Source organism: Acinetobacter sp. NIPH1876 (genome assembly GCF_022808535.1).
GTDB classification, from domain to species: Bacteria; Pseudomonadota; Gammaproteobacteria; order Pseudomonadales; family Moraxellaceae; genus Acinetobacter; species Acinetobacter higginsii.
This window is the reverse complement of sequence record NZ_JALGBR010000020.1, coordinates 1-17802: the sequence shown is the minus strand read 5'-3', so window position 1 is coordinate 17802 and position 17802 is coordinate 1. Positions and strand designations below refer to the sequence as shown.

The window sequence follows — 17802 nt, the reverse complement described above, 5'->3', positions numbered from 1 at the left end:
GGAATATCAAGACATAAAATTAATGATTCAAATAACATGATTGTCCGTGACCAGCCGAGTATTTTTAAAGTTTTATTCTCATGGCGAGGAACGATTTTACCCAAAATTTTGCCCTCACTTGGTTTCGTCATGCTGATCTCGGCCATCATAGGTGGGGTCGAGTATGTCAATCTGTATCGTTTCCCTGAAATTCCCTTGGTCGGCTTCACTTTGATTGGTGTGGTACTGTCCATTTTCTTGGGATTTAAGAATACCGCCTGTTATGACCGTTGGTGGGAAGCACGTAAACTCTGGGGGGTGTTGATTGCCACTGCGCGCCATTTTGACCGAGATTGCCGCGTCCTGACCCAAGCACGTCGTGAACGTATTATTCAAAACGTGATTGTGTTTGCCAATGTACTGCGTGATCGTCTGCGTCATCAAACCGCCAATCCAACCGAGCTGACAGAAACCAGCGGTCTGAGTCAACAAGCATTGACGCAACTTTATCAACAGCATAATGCGCCGCAGTACACCTTGAGCCTAATTCAATGGGAACTGTTACAAGCCATGAAAGAAGGCGAAATCTCGGATATTATTTATACCCAGATGAACCGCCATGTTGCAGCACTCAGTGAAATGCAAACTGGCTGCGATCGGATCGCAAATACTCCAATTCCATTCGCCTATTCGGTTTTACTGAATCGTACCGTGTACTTCTTCTGCTTTATGCTGCCATTCAGTCTCGGCTCGTTATTGGGCTTGGTGACACCGTTACTGGTGGGTATTTTAGCCTATACCTTCTTAGGTCTGGATGCTTTAAGTACTGAAATTGAAGAACCTTTCGGCACACAAAGCAATGACTTACCGCTGGATGCGATGGTACGTTCAATTGAAATTGAATTACTTGGAACTTTAGGTCGCCCAACCCCGCCGCCAATTCAGGCGCATGACCATAACTTACTCTAATTTCAATGCCCTGCAATGAGGGCATTTTTTTCAGCTTAACATCAGTTAAATAAATTGTGACGGGACGATGGACTTAAAGCGTTCAGTGAACTGTCCATTCCAATAGGGATAATAAGGATAGGGCGGATAGATCGCACTGACCTGATTTAAACATTCGCTCTGTTCAATCGATAGCTGAATATCTTTGGCAACAAGGTTATCTTGCAGTTGAGTTTGATTACGCGCGCCAATCAATACACTCGATACCGTTGGACGCTGTAATAACCAGTTTAAGGCAATTTGCGGAACCGTATAGCCAGTTTCTGCTGCAATCTGTTTGAGCACATCAATCACAGCATAGAGATGTGCCTCATTGACTGGCGGCGCGAATTGTGCGGTATTATGTAAACGGCTCTGTGCTGGAATCGGATTCTCGCGATCAAATTTACCTGTCAATCGGCCCCAGCCCAACGGACTCCACACTACTGCGCCAATGTGCTGGTCATCATTTAAGGGCATCAACTCCCATTCATAATCACGACCAATCAATGAATAGTAGACCTGATTGACCACAAACTTTTCATAGCCATATTGCTCCGCAATCGCTTGGGCTTTCATCAGTTGCCAACCTGCAAAATTAGACGCGCCGATATAACGAACTTTGCCACTACGCACTAACTCATCTAAGGTTTTCATTAATTGTGGTAATGCGGTGAAGCTATCAAACTGATGCAGCTGTAATACATCAATATAATCCGTTCCCAAGCGAGTTAATGACTGTTCAACTGCCGACAATAAATAACGCCGACTAAATCCAGCATCATTTAGATGATCTGAACTACGAATCCCAACTTTAGTGGAAATAATATTGTGTTGACGTTCAGATGCCAAAGCCTTGCCCAGCATTCGTTCAGATTCTCCATCAGAATAGACATCAGCCGTATCAAAGTAATTAATACCCGCATCTAAACCAGCACGAATCATTTGATTGGCTTCTGTTTGACTGGCTTGCCCCCAAGCAGAGAAAATTTGCCCCTGCCCACCTAGGGTTCCTGCGCCAAATCCCAGTTCTGAAACTTTTAAACCCGAGTTTCCTAAAAAATGATATTTCATGACCTGTCTCTTCAAGCTGTGATTGCTTCAGTACAAAAATAGCACTAGGGATTTATTCGAAAAACCACGATAATTAAGAAATACTTTTCTGATTTTATTGATAATGAATACAGAAGATTTTCAGTTTTTTATTCGTGTTGCAGACTTGGGTTCGATCAGCAAAGCCGCACAGGACGCCAATATCTCGGTGTCGGTGGCCAGTCAGAAATTACAACGTTTAGAACAAAACCTACAACTGCGTTTATTTCATCGCACCACACGAAAATTGACTTTAACAGAGGAAGGTAAAATCGTACTGGAGCATGGACGTGGCTGGATCAACGATTTTGTTCATTTACAGCAAGCTCTCACCTCCCCAAATCAAGCCTTAACAGGGACTTTACGGATTAGCACCTCAGCTACGTTTGGTACTCAGGTGTTAATGCCCGTGATTGCCAGATTTTCCCACTTACATCCTGAACTGAAGATTTACTTAGATTTAAATGATCAAAACATCGACCTAATTCAGCAAGGCATGGACTTGGCCATTCGCATTGGTCAGTTAAAAAGTTCCAGCTTGATCGCCAAACGCTTGAGTACCAATCCACGTGTACTTTGCGCTTCCCCCAACTATCTGGAAAAATATGGTCAGCCCCATAGCTTGGCAGAACTCAAATTGCATCGTTGTATCTTGCAGCAGCATGGTCAAGGTCTCACCAATCACTGGCACTTGGTCAATGCCGAAGGGAAAGTTGAACAGGTTCATGTCGAGGGTTATTTTGCAACAAATTCAGGCGAAGGTGTTCGACAAGCCGCCTTAGCCGGTCTTGGTATTTCCAATCATTCGATCTGGCATGTGGCGGATGAACTTGCGACAGGTAAACTGGTGCAGATTTTGCCGGAATTTCCTGTTGAAGCAACGGCAATTTATGCAGTGTTCCCACATCGGCAGCTGATCGCGCCAAAAGTGCAGCATTTTTTAGATTATTTAATTGATTACTTTCAGCAGCGTGAATGATAAAACATTAGTCCTTCAGACTAATCTTAGCCTTGCAACAGTGATTACTATACTCCTGCAAAACCATGAAACATCCATTGCACACCCCATACAAGCAGCATGAAAAAAATAAGGATGAGGCAAAGTTCTAATTTTTTCATATCACGGGGGATTGAAAGCGTTCCCAAATCCCTTGCTGCCCCTCTTTAAGCCGTGGTGTCTGTCCCAATTTAATCCATGGCATATTCTCGCCATGAAAATCACTGCCAATCGAAACCGCTAGATCAAATTGCTGAATCATTCGATCCACCATTTGACGTGTCGAAGCAGGTTCGATACTGGGCGGTAGTTCCACGGCATCACCACCTGATTCAGCAAATAGCTCAATCAAATAACGGATATTGGTGGCAGACAGGTCATAACGGGTCGGATGAGCAAGCACGGCGAAACCCTGACTGGCATGAATCACATCAATGGTTTCTTTAAGTCCCATACCTTCAAATTTCACAAAGGCTTTTTTGCCTTCTTTCAGAAAACGGTCAAAGGCCTGTTGCGGGCGACTGACAATATTTTTTTCGACTAAGGCTTTGGCAATATGGGTTCGGGTGACACGATCTGCTTCCCCATCGACTTGGGCAATCACATCAGGATAAATATCAAAATCGATACATTTTTCTAAGAGCTGACAAATCACTTTTGCCCGTTCAGCACGGACTTTTTTCTGCTGTTCCAACATGGCTTTGATCGGCGCGTCATCTTGCATATTCAAGGCAACAATATGCACCCCATAACTCTTTTTGGTATTCGGTCGAGACCACTGGCTGGAAACTTCTACCCCAGAAATAATTTGAATATCATGTGCTTGTGCATAATCTTTTGCTCGCAGCAAGCCATCCATGGTGTCATGGTCTGTGATGGCAAGAGTATGAATTTTTAAGTCGACAGCCGTCTGTACCAGTTGCTCTGGAGAGAAGGTACCATCGGAAATGAGTGTATGTGTGTGTAAATCGACACCGAACATGGTTTGTATTATGCTATCTGACCTATTTCATCATCGTACTGTAACATGAAAGCGTTGCTCGACTATCTACCGATTATTATCTTCTTTTATTTTTATAAAACCACCGATCCTAAAGATAGTCATCATCCTTTGCTACAGCTGGTGGGTAGTTCAGGAAATCTCGATCAAAATCATATTCTTGTTGCAACTTGTGCATTACTGATCTCGACGCTTGTGGTGTATGGCTGCCTGTTCTTTTTCCAAAAATTTAAATTGGAAAAAATGCAGTGGTTTATTGTCGTCATGTCGGTCGTTTTTGGTGGAATCACACTGATTTTCAGCGATGTGACCTACATCAAAATGAAAGCCATCATTATCAATATCGGCATTGGATTAGGCTTCTTGGTGACGCCATTATTTAATAAAGAACGTATGCCAATTATCCAAAAACTTTTAGGCTCGTTATTAGAACTTAGCCCAAGAGGTTGGATCAAATTGAACTGGGCGTGGTGTGGACAATTCTTTTTGCTTGCGGCTTTGCATTTCTTCTTTGGTTTTGTCTACATGCAAGGAAAATATTGGGGCGAATTCACCGCTTTCGGCGATATTATCGTTTCTATCAGTTACCTAGCTGCTATACTGTTTTTCTTAAGAAAGCATTTTAAAACCACTGAATAGATTTTAAATCATCGAGCTACTGCCATGCCATATTTTGTGCTGACTTGTACTGATCGCGAAGGTACTTTGGAAAAACGTTTAGCCACCCGCCCACAACATATTCAACGTCTGCAAAAGTTAGATGATGAGGGACGTTTAATTGCGGCAGGTGCACATCCGAAAGATCCAAATGATCCACAAGCTGGTTTTTTTGGCAGTACTATAATTGTCGAGTTTGATAGTCGTGAATCCTTAGATGCTTGGATTCAGGAAGAGCCATTTTTAAAAGAAGGGATTTACTCAAATATTGAGGTAAAACCTTTCAACAAAGCTTTTCCAAAAGGGTAAATCATGCAAGTTGTCGTAAAAAGCGTATTGGCTTTATGTTTATTTAGTTCTACTGCATGGGCAGTTGAGCCCACAACACCTGCGGCACCAGCAGCCAACACAGCCCCAGTGCAACCCAATGCCACAACTGCTGCGCCAGCCAATGCAACTACCGCAGCAGCCAAACCGTTGACCGCTGAACAAATTGCCAAAGCCAAACAGCAGCAAGATGCAAAAGTCAAAGCTATGATTCAAGATCAAGCTAGCCGCTTGAAACAACTGGAACATGCCAATTTAGAAGCACTTTCGCAGAACCAAGAATTACAGTTAAAAAATGACAACCTGACCGTACAAGTTCAAGTGTTACAAAGTGAACGCAGTGCGCAAATGTTTTTATATGGCGCAATGACCATTGCTGTGGGCGTCATTCTCGGCTTCTTACTTGCCAGTTATGTTCACACTAAACGCCGTCGTCAGTGGTAAATCCCAATATTTTATTTATGTCTCAATCTGCAAAATTACAAACAGCCGAATTAGACTGGGAACTGGTCGATGGTATCGAAGTTCCCATTTCTAAACAGTTTGGCGATGTCTACTTTTCCAAAGATAACGGTTTACTTGAAACACGCCATGTGTTTTTAAATGGTAATGACCTAACTGAACGCCTATCAGAACTAAAAGATTTCCAATACTTTTGTGTTGGCGAAACAGGTTTTGGTACAGGCTTAAACATTCTGACCCTGTGGCAACTTTGGCAGCAGGTTCGTCCAGATAATCACAGCCACTTACATGTCATCAGTGTTGAAAAATTTCCACTGAATAAAGTCGATCTGATTCGTGCACTGAATGTCTGGCCTGAGCTTAAGCCACTTGCAGAACAGCTGATTCAGCAATATCCCCTGCCTATCGCGGGCTGCCATCGCTTAAGTTTTCCAGAAGAACGTTTTAGTATTGATTTATGGTTGGGTGATGCTCAGGATATTTTTCCAAGTATCCCGAAAACCCAAGCCGTGAATGCGTGGTTTCTCGATGGTTTTGCCCCATCATGCAATCCAGATATGTGGCAGGAAAATGTACTCAATCACATGGTGCGTTTATCTGAGTTTGGAACGACCTTTGCGTCCTTTAGTGTTGCTGGTGTACTGAAACGGGGACTGAAACAACATGGTGTGCACATTAGCCGCCCACGAGGTTTCGGTCATAAACGTGAAATGCTGAAAGCCATTTGGTTAGATACGTCATCCACAACATCTGACCAAGCTGATTCAGAACAAAACCATGCAAGCTCGCAAGCTGCATTGAAAACAATACCACGCCAGATTGCGATTATTGGCGCGGGAATTGCTGGTTTAAGCGCAGCATGGGCATTTGCCCAGCGTGGCCATCAAGTCACCGTTTACGAGCAAAATGAGCCTCTCTCAGGTGCATCAGGCAATCCCCTTGCTCTACTCAATCCGAAGCTGTGTCCAATTGAACAAGCACATGAACACTTGATGACCTTGAGCTGGCAACATGCATTGAATTTTTATCCTAAATTCAAAGCATTTAGACCCATTCAAGTCCAGCAAATAGCTTTAAAAAATGCGGATGAATTACTCGGCTTAGCGGATCAGTATCCTGTTGCGGTGTTATCGACTCAAGATCAGCAGGATGTAACACCTGAAACAGGCTATCCAAGCTTGACGCTACATCAGGCAGGGGCTGTTTCTCCACAGCAACTGCGTGATGAAATTTTGCTACATCCGAATATCAAAATCGAAAAGGCAAAAATTTCTCGCTTAAATAACGTTGACAAGCAAACTGAGCTTTGGCAAGAACAACAACTCATCGCAACAGTCGATGATGTGATTGTGTGTTGTGCCAAGCAAAGTGCTGAACTATTTGAAAACTACCCCGTGTTAAAACCCATTCGTGGACAAGTCAGCTGGGTTGAAAATCGCGAGCAAGCTTTAACTTTAGATCAAGCCTATAGTTATGGCGGTTATTGTATGCAACTGGATGCCGCGCAACTGATCTTAGGTGCATCTTTTTATCCCAATCGAGAGGATGTTGAAGTATTAGCAGAAGACCATGTGCATAACTACGAACTTATCCACAGTGTTTTCCCTGAATATGCACAACAGTTAGCATCCACTGAAACATGGCAAGGCCGTGCGTCTGTGCGTGCACAAAGTCTGGATTACTTTCCGTTGCTGGGAAAAATGCAAAATCACCAGCAAATCTATACTTTTGCAGGTTTAGGTTCAAAAGGATTCTTGTTTGCGCCCTTGTGTAGCGAAGTATTAGCGGCTTTAGTACTCGGAGAACTTTGTCCAATTCCGCAATCATTATTGGATAAACTCAATCCACAGCGTTTTCAAAAGAAGATGAAGGCAAAGAAACCGTATTATTCTGGTTAAATATTTTTTAATTTTAAAATAACTGATATCTAAAATTTTGAATTGGCCAAAATACAGCTGTATTTTGGCCAATCTTTTGAGTGCTTTAAGCGCCTTGTTCTAAAGGCAAGCCTGCATCACGCGCTGCGCGTGTGCCACCCATTAACACAACATATTCACGAGAACCATCCATACCGTCTAACAGCTCTGCTGCACGCGGTGCTTTACTTCCGCCACCACATAAAATATAAATCGGCTGATCCGCTGCAACTTGAGTCAAACTATCCGCAGTGATATCAGTAATTGGACGATTCACCGCCCCTTTAACATGAGCCTCTGTATACGCTTTGGTATCTCGGACATCCCAGATGACAGCACCTTCTGGGAACTCAAATGTTGTAATTTCTTGTTTACGGATCATTGTGCACTCCTTTGATGTAAACAACACTTGGCAAATGAAGAAAACCCCCTTAGCATCTCAAATATTCTTTCCCTTTGTAAAGGTCTAACCATGCCTTCTTTTGATATTGTTTCTGAATTAGAGTTATTTGAAGTTAATCACGCTGTACAAAATACAGAAAAAGAGATCGCAACACGTTTTGACTTTCGTGGACAAGACGTTTCAATTGAGTTAAATGAGAAAAATAAAGAAATCAAAATCTCAACTGAAAGCGATTTCCAATGTGAGCAAGTTTATACCATGCTTGAAAATCACTTCTATAAACGCAAAATTGATGTACAAGCTTTAGACCCACAAAAAGCGACTGCTTCGGGTAAAAATGTCGTGCAAGTGATCAAGTTGAAAGATGGACTTGACTCAGATACCGCAAAAAAAATTAATAAAGCCATTAAAGAAAGTGGCATCAAAGCGCAATCTTCTATCCAAGGAGACAAAATCCGTGTCACGGATAAAAAGCGCGATACTTTGCAACAAGTCATGAACTTTTTACGTGAACAACAATTTGGTCTGCCACTGCAATTTAATAATTTCAAAGATTAAGCAATAGGTTCACTATGGCAACAGATAACCGACTTTATAAGCTGGTTAAAACCACGTCTAAATTTCCAAAAGGCATCCGTAGCACGCTCTGGAGCAAAGCTTTTGGTCGTGTGGTTCCAATGGTTGGAACAGCAAATATTCGCTATTTAGAAGTGGATAAAGACCACGTCACTGTTCGCATTGAAAACCAACGCAATATGCAGAATCATATTAAAGGCGTTCATGCGGCAGCGATGGCTTTATTGTCAGAAACAGCAACGGGCTTTTTAACCGGTTTACATGTACCAGACGATCGAATTCTGTTGATCAAATCATTGCATGTTGACTATTTAAAAGTTGCTCAAGGCGGTTTAACAGCAACTGCAACATTATCAGCAGATCAACAAAAGTTTATTGCAGATAATGATAAAGGTGAATTATTGGTGCCAGTGACCGTGATTGATGATTCTGGTAATGAACCGATCCAATGCCAAATGCTTTGGGCTTGGTTACCAAAACGTAAAAAATAATAACCGATCTAGGCTACTCTAGTGACCGTATTATCATCAGGATGCAAAGATCACTCTTTGTATTCTGATGATAAAAATGAAAAAAATACTCTTCCTTTCTCATTTTTTTATCGCACTCAATCTAGCAACATATTCTAGTCAAGTGCTCGCCGCTGATTCTTCAGCACCAACGCACTCAAAACATATCCATTCTTTAGCTGAACAAAACAAGAAAATTGTTACTGATTTTTATGAAGGTGTTTTCTTGAAACACCAAGTAAAACAATATGCCGATCGTTATATTGGGGATCAATATATTCAACATAATCCGAATGTACCTGACGGTAAGGCACCTTTTGTAAACTTCTTTAGCCAAAAATTTAGCATTAACCCTCAGGCAAAGAATGTCATCAAAAAAGCAATAGCTGAAGGAGATTTAGTCGTCCTGCATGTGCATTCTACAGAAAATGACAGCGATCGAGGTCGAGCGATTATCGATATATTCCGTGTAGAAAATGGAAAAATTGTAGAGCATTGGGATGTCATACAAAATATTCCTGAAAAGAGCCAGAATGCCAACAGCATGTTTTAAACAGCACACAAAAAAATAAAGCCCAAACTGATTTGGGCTTTATTTTTTAAATACTTAAATAAATTTTTCAATGATCAGCATCAGCTGCTGCAAATATTCCGCATCAATCTGATCAAACTGATTCAGCTCATCACTATCGACATCCAACACACCAACACACTGACCATTTTTCATGATTGGCAAGACAATCTCCGATCTTGATGCAGAACTGCAAGCAATATGCCCTGGAAACTGATCCACATCAGGTACCACGATCACTTGCTGCTGTTGCCAAGCTGCGCCACACACGCCACGACCTTTGCCAATACGGGTACAGGCAATTGGGCCTTGGAATGGGCCTAACACCAATTCATTATCTTTGACTAGATAAAAGCCAACCCAAAACCAGCCAAATTGCTGTTTTAATGCTGCACAGATATTGGCAAGATTGGCAATTACATCTGACTCATCCTCAACAATCGCTTGAATCTGAGGAAGGATACTTTGATATTGCTCAGCCTTATGACCTTGCTGTAAAACTAATTCTTCTGCCATGCTTAGAGATACTCAGTTATAGTGTTGCGGCAAATGCCTGTTTAATCTCTTCTGAGATCAAACGTTTCTTGCCATTCACATCCACCGCAACAAAGGTAAATACACCTTCGGTAATACGCACTGGTTCGCGGGAGTCATCATGACTGTTCCATACCTCAATTTGGACTTGTACTGAACTACTGCCAACTTTCAAAATTTTGGTATAACAGCTAATCACATTCCCAACCTTAACAGGTACCAGAAAGGTCATCTGATTAATCGCAATCGTCGCACAACGACCTTTACTAAAACGTTCAACATGAATCGCTCCTGCGAGATCCATCTGAGAGACAATCCAGCCGCCAAAAACATCACCACTCCAATTGGTATCTGCTGGCATGGCAATGTTTTGTAGTGATAAAGTCCCTTCTGGATGAGTTGGGCGTTCGCTCATGTTAATGTCCTTGGTGTTGCTGTAATTGCTGGTCTAGCCATTGCTGTAATTCGGGTGCACGTAATGCCCCACTGATTCTTGCCAATTCGGTGGTCTTATTCATCAAGACCAAAGTCGGAATACTGCGCACATTAAAAGCTGCACTTAAACGCGGATTGGCTTCGGTATCAATTTTGGCAAAAACTACATATGGATTTTGCTTAGCGACCTGAGCAAAGTGAGGTGCCATCATTTTACAAGGACCACACCATTCTGCCCATAGATCGATCAGTACCGGCAGATCTGAATTGCTGATGAAGTTACTGAAATTTTGTTCATTTAATTCAATCGGTTCTAATAGCAATAACGCTTTATGACATTGCCCACAATTTGGATGAACCGCTAACTTTTCTTCGGGTACACGATTTTTTGCACCACATGATGCACAGACAATAATCATCTACATCACTCCAATATGTTGATGTAAAAATTCTAATTGGGTTGTGACTGCTTTTTCAAACCAAGAACCATGATAAACATCAAAATGTTTCATTTCCCACTCATGATAGCTCACAAATGGCGCAATATTGGTCGCAGCTTCCCGACTCGATGCGATTGGAATCAACGTGTCATGCTTTGCTGCAATAAATAAAACAGGGATATTAATTTTCCGTACAAACTGGATTGGTCGATAACGCATTAAATTAAAGAAGACTCGCGCAGGAACTTCCCCACTCCAGTAATAATCTGGATTTACAATCGAGTGATATCCGTAGTAACTGTCTGAGGTGGGTAAGAAACACAGCCGATATTGATCGACGACAGGTAAGGTTTTAGGTACCAAGCCCATCTTAGAGCCCATATAATCCTGACTGGAACGCTTTAATGCTTCAGGATAACGTTGTAGAGGGTAAAGCTTGGCCGTCTCAGCCCCATCAACATAGGGGACTTGCACCATGACCGCCTGAATGTTTTTCAGGTCTGTTGCTAGACTTAAGGCATATCCACCACTGAGTGAAGTTCCCCATAAAATAATCCGTCGACTATCAATCAGTCTGCAATTCGAAGCATATTGAACAATGGTTTTCCAGTCATCAAGCTGAGCACTGAGTGAAACCAATTCACGTGGTTTCCCTGTACTACCACCCCAATAGCGATAATCAAATAAAATCACAGCATAACCTGCTTGAGCAAAACGCTGCGCATATTGAACCAGTTTAAATTGACGCAAACCCGCAAAGCCATGCGCCATGATAATCACGGCAGGTTTAATATTAGTTTTGGGTAGATAGAAATCCGCAGCGATGGTTTCATCACCACTTGCAACATACAACGGCTCAACGGTATAGGTATGCATGCGCGCTCCATTGCCTTATCTTTTAATTATCATCACTTATTTACTATAGACATTTAAACTCAAGATCGAGCTTAATGCTATGATAGAGCATAAAATGTTTTGTTTGTTTTTGGAGTGACAAGATGACAGAGAATGTTGGTTTTGCAGGTCAAATTGGCCCTGAGCATGTTGAGCAAGTGGTTGAAAAAGGATTTAAATCGATTATTAATAACCGTCCAGATCTGGAAGGTGGTCCTGAACAACCTACAAGTGCCCAAATCGAAGAATCTGCGCGCAGTGCAGGTCTAGACTATGTCTATCAACCCGTTGTTGCCGGGCAAATCACTGAACTCGATGTCCGTACATTCGCCAATCATTATAATGAACTGCCAAAACCAATTTTAATGTTCTGCCGTACTGGTAACCGTTCAAATAATTTATATCAGATTGCTAAACAAATGGATTTACTGGACGATTAAATTCATTACATTTTATTACCTGATCCAAATAGTTAAACCTTTGTATTTATAAGATGATGGTTCTTTTTCAATAGATCAAGAACCATGTCAAAACTCGCCATTGTCCTGTTATGTATTCTCTCTATCTCAGCTTGTAGTTCTTTCCAAGTTCGCCCGACAGCGACAGTGAGTGTAGGTACAAGTTTATAAAAAAACAGCACCGAAGTGCTGTTTTTTATTCTTTTTTTAGTCAGAACATATCATTGACTGAGTATTGTAAGGACTAGTTTCATTTGGTGCATAACTACCATCCGTAGCAAAATCAGATTTCAATGCAGGTAAAGTAAAATTGGTATAGCCACGAACTGGGGTTTGCGCAAGAGTTGCTTTTGCACCAATTTGGACATTCAACCAATGTGCATTTGCTTTAGGGTATTCAATTTGGAAGTCAAAACGCCCATAGTTATCTGTGCGGTAAGTAGCAGTTGCAGGATGATTTGCGTCACTACCTATCAAACGGACAACACGTAACGCTTTACCATTTGCTACCCATGAAGTAGAAGCTGGATTAATTGCACAACCGTATACTGTATTATTTGTTGTACCTAAATCTGGAGTAGCTCCACTTAATGCATAGTAATCATCTCCAGGCTTAACCCAAGCTTTTAAATCATTAAATGGATATTCACCTTTTAGTTTGAATGGGGTTACTGTTCGATCCCAAGGATCTTTTTGAATAGCAAACAGCCACTTCCCTAATGAATATGATGTCGGACGAGTATCTAATACTACATCCTGATTTGCGACAGGTTTACCATCTACATCCAATAATTGAACAGAACCTTCTAAAGTATAATAAATACCATTATTGGTTGAGCCAATTTGTGTTGGATTCACATTAACATCAATTGAGCCAATCGTTACAGGAGCCTCTGATGGGACAACATCTACTGTATAACTTTGACGACGTTCTGTATTCTGAGTATCTTTTACTACAGCTTCAACAACTAGATCGTTCGTTACAAAATCATAACCCGTTGCGCGTAAAGATTCGTCTATTACTACAGTAAATTTCACCCAACCATTTGTATCACTCTCAAGTGTCGAGGCTCCTTTAATATACGCTCCATTTTGTTGGTAAGCTGGAATTGTTAAAGTAACCGCCTTACCTGATTGGCTTGAGCCATTCATATCAGTAACAAGGACTGAAACATCTACAGCATCACCACGAACATTTAACTTATCTTTAGATGCCTTAATTTTTAAATCAAGTTGCGGTGCTAGGGCTGTCGGAGTATGAACTAAAAGCTGTGAATTCTGTGAAACTGCCACACCATTTTCATTGGTATGAGTTGCCGTCAGTACAATATTTGGAATTGGAGCGACTAAACCAGCAACGGCTTTCATTGAAAGTTCAAATACAGCCTCACCAAACTCATTCGTCACAATCTGTGATGATCCTTTAATTGAAGTGGCCGTTCTAGGGTCAGCAATAGATAAAGTTACAGGTTGATTTGCAACCCCACCCTGATTGTTATCTAGTAATTTCACAGTAACTAACGCAGTATCTCCTGCTGAACTTAGTGATACGCGATTACTATCAATTGTTAAATGATATGGATTGATTGCATCCTGAACAGTGAACGTTAAATTCGTTGGAATTTCATTACCACGAGGGTCACGAATTGCTCCAGTCACTACAATAGAACTTAATGTAGCTGAACTAACCCCTTTAGGGATAATTAAATCTACTGCAACTGAACCATTTGCTTGCACAACTACAGCTTCGCTAGATAATTTTACGCCAGCAGCAGTCGCTTCTGAATTTAGGCTTAAACGCATTGGAGTGCCTGCTGCAGTATTAAGCCCCATTTCATCTTTAACAGAAGCATAAACTTTTACAGTTTGTCCCGCAGTTACTGTTTTTACGTCTGCTGTCAGACGTGGATTTAATGCATTTGCAGGTGCAGTAATACCAATTGAGCTCGTTTGTTGTAAACGATCACCATTATTCAAATTTGTACCAACAACGGCAAAAATAATACCATTTTTGATCAGGCTCTCATCATATTTACCTTCTGAAACAGTGACAGTAAATTCAGCTTCGCCTTTACTATTAGTTGTTGTAGGTACACCACTTAATGACACGCGACTAGAAACTAAAGAAGATAAAGCAACTGTGATTGGTGTATTCGGAATTGCATTACCTGCTGCATCTCTTGCGACTACTTTAACTCGCGTTTCACCACCTAAAACTGAAAGGTTCGGATTCACAGAAGTAATTTCTAGATTGGCCAAATTTTGAAGTACTACAGCAGGTTTAGATAACTCAATTTTCTGTACTGCTGAATACTGTGTACCATCTGGGCGTTTACCCACAATTGCAACAGTCAAATCATTTGCATCTAAATTATCTATTTGAGTTGCTGTTTTTGGATCAATCTTAATTTGGAATGTTGCCTTACCATTACTATCAGTGGCCTTTGAAGTCGGGGTAAGAAATGTCACACCATTCGGCAAAGCTGCTTCATTTAAACCAATTCCAACGATCTGCCCTGGCAATACATTACCATCTATATCCTTAGCATCTACTGTGATGGTAATTACTTTAGCCTTACCATTTAAAGTTACAGCATAATTAGATATAGCTACATTCAAATAATCCAATACTTTCGGCAATGAACTAAACTTAATCCCAACTTTATCTATTTTATTTGTAATTGCTGAACTTACAGTAAACTCCACACCTGAGTGTGCTAATACTGCCTGCTGTGGTGTGCCATCATATTTATAACTATATGTAAATGTTACATAACCTTCAGCATCAGTTATCTGCTCAGCTTGGCTCACTAAGCTTAACTGTAACGTTTTCATATCAGCGTTCGATAATGATGGCGTAATATTTACACGTGCGTTAACTAAAGGATTACCTTTACTGTCTAATGCTTTTGTTCTAACTACAATATTTTGATTCTGTACCGAGCTATAAGCATTCACAATTGGATCAATCATCAACTGTTCAACTTTGCTATCCACCTCTGCATCAACAGTTAAAGCCGATAACTCAATATGTCTCGAAACAGATTTAGTATCAGCAACTCCAGTAGGAGTAATCTTTATATCAATACCTTGCATTAAAGTATTAAAATCGCTTTGATTTTGAGGTTTAACTTTTAAATTAAATATAGCAGTACCATTGCTATCAGTTGTAACCTTTGTTGGTGATCCATATGACACTCCTTTTGTGAGTGAAATACTATCTGTAATGCTTAAACCAACCTCTTGATTAATCAATGCCTTACCTTGTTTATTAACTGCTTTTACTCTTACTGTAATTAATTTTTCCACACCTAAAACAATAGATTTAACACCATCCGTATCAACTGATAAATAATCAAGTTCTGGCAAATCACGTGTAGCAAAATTTAACTGAACTGGTTGTGTCTTTGCAGAATTAGAGAGAGAAGAAAATGTTAAAATAATTCCTTCATTTGCAGCATCTTGTTGCTCAGATTTTGTATTATATTTATATTCAAAAGTATAAGTAGCATAACCGGTATCATCCGTTTGTTTCTCGGCCTGATCCTTCAAGCTTAAACCTAAACGTTGTAACTGCTCATTTGAAAAATTAAAAATAATTTTCTCATTCTTTAATGGGCTACCTTTAATACCAATAGCTTTTACCTTAACTGTAATTGTTTGATCTTTTTTCGGATCAAATGATTCAAGAATAGGATCTATCTGCAAATATTGTAGAGCCTCTGTCGAAATTGCTGCATCTTCTACAGAAATTTCTATTTTATTCTCAACATTATTTTCTGCCTTAAATGTTGCAGTAATTCCAGCATTTACTAGCGCATCAATTGTCTTTTGTGTCGGTTTTGGTATTGAAGCAATTGTTCTTAATTTAAAGATAACAAAGCCATTTTCATTTACATCACGAGTTGCAGCGCCGTCAAACGTTACCCCATTTGATTGAGCTTCCGAATTTAAACTTAGTGTTACTTTACCCTTTGACGCTCCTAATCCTTTAAAGTTAACTGCTTTGACTTTAACTTCAACAACATCATCAACAGCATTAACTTTATATGATGAGGCAACTTCTAACCGTTGAATTGCTTCTTGATCTTCAACTGTTTCATCTGCAGTTACAACTTGAACGGTTGCCTTACCATTAATATTCTGACTATTTTCAGTATAAGTCGCTGTAAGCTCAATTCCATGTTGAGCTAAAGCGATTGGATAATCTGAATTACTAGTTAGCATAAATTCTGCATAACCCTGTGTATTGGTTATCGCTTCTACCTTATCAAGTTTCACACCATAAGAATCTGCAATAGCATCAACAGCTAACTTTACTTTAGTATTTGATAAAACATCACCATTACTATTTTTAGCAAAGACACGAACTTTTGCCGTACCTGCTTTTGCTTTAATCGAAGCTTCTGGTGTAATAACCTCTAAAACATTAACAATCTTAGAGGTATCTTTAAAAGTTAAAGAAGCCACTTCTTGCTTTTCAGCACGATTTTCATCAATCAATTTAAACGTTAGTTTTTGTGAACTTCCAATAAATTTTGAAATATCACTAACCGTAAGTCCTGCATTTGGAATTATTTTAAATATTGCTTTACCTTGCGCATCAGTTGTAAAAGATGAACCTGGCTCTATAACAAACTTCCCACTCATTTCTTGAGGAAGACTTAATTCAATCGTCTGTCCTGCTTTTGCTCCACCTTTAGTATCCGTAACAACTACAGGAAGCTCAACAGAACCATTTGGTAAATTTAGTATCGCCCCTTGAGGAACGCTTAGATTATAATCACTGACAATCGTAGTTGTTTTTTTAATATTTAAAGTATATGGAATAGAAATCTTTGTACCATCAACAACAGCTGTGAGTTGAACTTTACCGGCTTCAGCTTGTAACATAGGAATATTCAAAGTAAATACTGCAACGCCATTTGCATCAGAAGTTACTTTTGAATTGGTGCTTTCTACTCCTAGTTTATCAGGATCAGAAATGCTTAAACGAACATCTTTACCAGCAACACCACCTTTATCGACATTCAGAACTTTAACAGCAACTTTAACCTGACTATTGTCCTGTGCAATTTGTAAAGTCTTGCCTTCCGTATCTTGCAATATAATATTAAGACTATCTGCTACTTTCGAAGTATCAGTTTCCGACTGATTGCCCCCTGTATTATTTCCATTACTATTATTATCCCCAGATGAATTATTATTTCCATAATATCCACCACCGCCCCCCCCACAAGCGACCAATGCAACAGAAGTTGCTAATACTGTCGTATTTACCCCGATTTTTTTTAAACCCTTGAAATATGTCATAACAATAATTTCCATCTTATTTAATATTTAGCCTTACAATACGATTAAGACTTTTGTACAAAAATTTACTCGAAATAATATATTTTATCAATTCGTAATACCAGCTTTATTCTTTAGGAAAGTGAACTGCTTAACATTAATATGTTTAATTTTTATCTAATTTTTTTTTGCCATAAAAAACACCCCCTCTGCGTTAGCGGAGGGGGTGTTTAGATTTAAAAGCTGGCGATGACTTACTCTCACATGGCAAGT

18 protein-coding genes are annotated in these 17802 nt (G+C 40.1%); 10 read left to right on the top strand and 8 right to left on the bottom strand.

Annotated features, from left to right (window positions below; genetic code table 11):
• Positions 1-36: 36 nt before the first annotated feature.
• Positions 37-948, top strand: a complete 912-nt coding sequence (locus MN869_RS18085) for a bestrophin family protein (RefSeq protein WP_004655906.1) — start codon at positions 37-39, stop codon at positions 946-948.
• Between the two features lie 45 nt (positions 949-993).
• On the opposite strand, the gene MN869_RS18080 is transcribed toward MN869_RS18085, so the two are convergent.
• Positions 994-2040: an aldo/keto reductase gene (locus tag MN869_RS18080; RefSeq protein ID WP_243308914.1), complete on the bottom strand. Its 1047-nt coding sequence runs from the start codon at positions 2038-2040 to the stop codon at positions 994-996.
• A gap of 103 nt (positions 2041-2143) precedes the next feature.
• Here MN869_RS18080 and MN869_RS18075 point away from each other — a divergent pair, with 103 nt between their 5' ends.
• The gene (locus MN869_RS18075; RefSeq protein ID WP_243308913.1) at positions 2144-3037 is read left to right on the top strand and encodes a LysR family transcriptional regulator; all 894 of its coding nucleotides are present in this window, start codon (positions 2144-2146) and stop codon (positions 3035-3037) included.
• Between the two features lie 136 nt (positions 3038-3173).
• Here the strand turns inward: MN869_RS18075 and MN869_RS18070 are convergent, their stop codons facing one another.
• Positions 3174-4037 (bottom strand): PHP domain-containing protein, encoded by an 864-nt coding sequence (locus tag MN869_RS18070; RefSeq protein WP_243308912.1) that lies wholly within the window; start codon positions 4035-4037, stop codon positions 3174-3176.
• A gap of 45 nt (positions 4038-4082) precedes the next feature.
• On the opposite strand from MN869_RS18070, the gene MN869_RS18065 reads away from it, so the two are divergent.
• Genes MN869_RS18065 through mnmC form a run of 4 tightly spaced genes read left to right on the top strand, consistent with a single transcriptional unit; the run spans position 4083 to position 7399 of the window.
• Positions 4083-4694: a septation protein IspZ gene (locus MN869_RS18065; protein WP_004655913.1), complete on the top strand. Its 612-nt coding sequence runs from the start codon at positions 4083-4085 to the stop codon at positions 4692-4694.
• 24 nt (positions 4695-4718) lie between these two features.
• A complete protein-coding gene (locus MN869_RS18060) occupies positions 4719-5021 on the top strand; it encodes a YciI family protein (protein WP_171553467.1) in 303 nt (100 codons plus the stop codon).
• 3 nt (positions 5022-5024) lie between these two features.
• A complete protein-coding gene (locus MN869_RS18055; protein ID WP_243308911.1) occupies positions 5025-5483 on the top strand; it encodes a hypothetical protein in 459 nt (152 codons plus the stop codon).
• Positions 5484-5500: 17 nt separating this feature from the next.
• Entirely contained in the window at positions 5501-7399 is a 1899-nt protein-coding gene (gene mnmC / locus MN869_RS18050; protein WP_243308909.1) for an FAD-dependent 5-carboxymethylaminomethyl-2-thiouridine(34) oxidoreductase MnmC, read from the top strand.
• 85 nt (positions 7400-7484) lie between these two features.
• Here mnmC and MN869_RS18045 read toward each other — a convergent pair whose 3' ends face one another.
• Positions 7485-7799 carry a rhodanese-like domain-containing protein gene (locus tag MN869_RS18045; protein ID WP_004804287.1) on the bottom strand — a complete coding sequence of 105 codons (315 nt, stop codon included), beginning with the start codon at positions 7797-7799 and terminating at the stop codon, positions 7485-7487.
• Between the two features lie 90 nt (positions 7800-7889).
• Between MN869_RS18045 and MN869_RS18040 the strand changes: the two genes are divergently transcribed.
• The 3 genes from MN869_RS18040 to MN869_RS18030 all read left to right on the top strand — a co-directional run bounded on the left by MN869_RS18040 (position 7890) and on the right by MN869_RS18030 (position 9458).
• Positions 7890-8378, top strand: a complete 489-nt coding sequence (locus MN869_RS18040) for a YajQ family cyclic di-GMP-binding protein (RefSeq protein WP_004655922.1) — start codon at positions 7890-7892, stop codon at positions 8376-8378.
• A 14-nt stretch (positions 8379-8392) separates the two neighbouring features.
• A complete protein-coding gene (locus MN869_RS18035; RefSeq protein ID WP_243308907.1) occupies positions 8393-8887 on the top strand; it encodes a DUF4442 domain-containing protein in 495 nt (164 codons plus the stop codon).
• A gap of 67 nt (positions 8888-8954) precedes the next feature.
• Positions 8955-9458 carry an ester cyclase gene (locus MN869_RS18030; RefSeq protein ID WP_243308901.1) on the top strand — a complete coding sequence of 168 codons (504 nt, stop codon included), beginning with the start codon at positions 8955-8957 and terminating at the stop codon, positions 9456-9458.
• 54 nt (positions 9459-9512) lie between these two features.
• Here the strand turns inward: MN869_RS18030 and MN869_RS18025 are convergent, their stop codons facing one another.
• Genes MN869_RS18025 through MN869_RS18010 form a run of 4 tightly spaced genes read right to left on the bottom strand, consistent with a single transcriptional unit; the run spans position 9513 to position 11761 of the window.
• Positions 9513-9992, bottom strand: a complete 480-nt coding sequence (locus MN869_RS18025) for a GAF domain-containing protein (protein WP_243308900.1) — start codon at positions 9990-9992, stop codon at positions 9513-9515.
• 16 nt (positions 9993-10008) lie between these two features.
• On the bottom strand, positions 10009-10425 hold the full coding sequence (locus MN869_RS18020) for an acyl-CoA thioesterase (protein WP_171548552.1): 417 nt from the start codon (positions 10423-10425) through the stop codon (positions 10009-10011).
• A 1-nt stretch (position 10426) separates the two neighbouring features.
• Positions 10427-10864 carry a thioredoxin TrxC gene (trxC, locus tag MN869_RS18015; protein ID WP_171553472.1) on the bottom strand — a complete coding sequence of 146 codons (438 nt, stop codon included), beginning with the start codon at positions 10862-10864 and terminating at the stop codon, positions 10427-10429.
• Positions 10865-11761 (bottom strand): alpha/beta hydrolase, encoded by an 897-nt coding sequence (locus MN869_RS18010; protein ID WP_243308899.1) that lies wholly within the window; start codon positions 11759-11761, stop codon positions 10865-10867. It lies immediately after the preceding gene.
• 122 nt (positions 11762-11883) lie between these two features.
• On the opposite strand from MN869_RS18010, the gene MN869_RS18005 reads away from it, so the two are divergent.
• On the top strand, positions 11884-12219 hold the full coding sequence (locus MN869_RS18005; protein ID WP_004804274.1) for a TIGR01244 family sulfur transferase: 336 nt from the start codon (positions 11884-11886) through the stop codon (positions 12217-12219).
• Positions 12220-12444: 225 nt separating this feature from the next.
• Here MN869_RS18005 and MN869_RS18000 read toward each other — a convergent pair whose 3' ends face one another.
• A complete protein-coding gene (locus tag MN869_RS18000; RefSeq protein ID WP_243308898.1) occupies positions 12445-17550 on the bottom strand; it encodes an Ig-like domain-containing protein in 5106 nt (1701 codons plus the stop codon).
• Between the last annotated feature and the right edge of the window lie 252 nt (positions 17551-17802).

What these genes read in the sequence shown, in the direction of transcription:
- MN869_RS18025 (WP_243308900.1), bottom strand. Translation starts at nt 9,992, where the DNA reads ATGGCAGAAGAATTAGTTTTACAGCAAGGTCATAAGGCTGAGCAATAT.
- MN869_RS18085 (WP_004655906.1), top strand. Translation starts at nt 37, where the DNA reads ATGATTGTCCGTGACCAGCCGAGTATTTTTAAAGTTTTATTCTCATGG.
- MN869_RS18075 (WP_243308913.1), top strand. Translation starts at nt 2,144, where the DNA reads ATGAATACAGAAGATTTTCAGTTTTTTATTCGTGTTGCAGACTTGGGT.
- MN869_RS18055 (WP_243308911.1), top strand. Translation starts at nt 5,025, where the DNA reads ATGCAAGTTGTCGTAAAAAGCGTATTGGCTTTATGTTTATTTAGTTCT.
- MN869_RS18030 (WP_243308901.1), top strand. Translation starts at nt 8,955, where the DNA reads ATGATAAAAATGAAAAAAATACTCTTCCTTTCTCATTTTTTTATCGCA.
- MN869_RS18070 (WP_243308912.1), bottom strand. Translation starts at nt 4,037, where the DNA reads ATGTTCGGTGTCGATTTACACACACATACACTCATTTCCGATGGTACC.
- MN869_RS18060 (WP_171553467.1), top strand. Translation starts at nt 4,719, where the DNA reads ATGCCATATTTTGTGCTGACTTGTACTGATCGCGAAGGTACTTTGGAA.
- MN869_RS18035 (WP_243308907.1), top strand. Translation starts at nt 8,393, where the DNA reads ATGGCAACAGATAACCGACTTTATAAGCTGGTTAAAACCACGTCTAAA.
- MN869_RS18020 (WP_171548552.1), bottom strand. Translation starts at nt 10,425, where the DNA reads ATGAGCGAACGCCCAACTCATCCAGAAGGGACTTTATCACTACAAAAC.
- MN869_RS18065 (WP_004655913.1), top strand. Translation starts at nt 4,083, where the DNA reads ATGAAAGCGTTGCTCGACTATCTACCGATTATTATCTTCTTTTATTTT.
- MN869_RS18000 (WP_243308898.1), bottom strand. Translation starts at nt 17,550, where the DNA reads ATGACATATTTCAAGGGTTTAAAAAAAATCGGGGTAAATACGACAGTA.
- MN869_RS18080 (WP_243308914.1), bottom strand. Translation starts at nt 2,040, where the DNA reads ATGAAATATCATTTTTTAGGAAACTCGGGTTTAAAAGTTTCAGAACTG.
- MN869_RS18040 (WP_004655922.1), top strand. Translation starts at nt 7,890, where the DNA reads ATGCCTTCTTTTGATATTGTTTCTGAATTAGAGTTATTTGAAGTTAAT.
- MN869_RS18005 (WP_004804274.1), top strand. Translation starts at nt 11,884, where the DNA reads ATGACAGAGAATGTTGGTTTTGCAGGTCAAATTGGCCCTGAGCATGTT.
- MN869_RS18010 (WP_243308899.1), bottom strand. Translation starts at nt 11,761, where the DNA reads ATGCATACCTATACCGTTGAGCCGTTGTATGTTGCAAGTGGTGATGAA.
- mnmC (WP_243308909.1), top strand. Translation starts at nt 5,501, where the DNA reads ATGTCTCAATCTGCAAAATTACAAACAGCCGAATTAGACTGGGAACTG.
- trxC (WP_171553472.1), bottom strand. Translation starts at nt 10,864, where the DNA reads ATGATTATTGTCTGTGCATCATGTGGTGCAAAAAATCGTGTACCCGAA.
- MN869_RS18045 (WP_004804287.1), bottom strand. Translation starts at nt 7,799, where the DNA reads ATGATCCGTAAACAAGAAATTACAACATTTGAGTTCCCAGAAGGTGCT.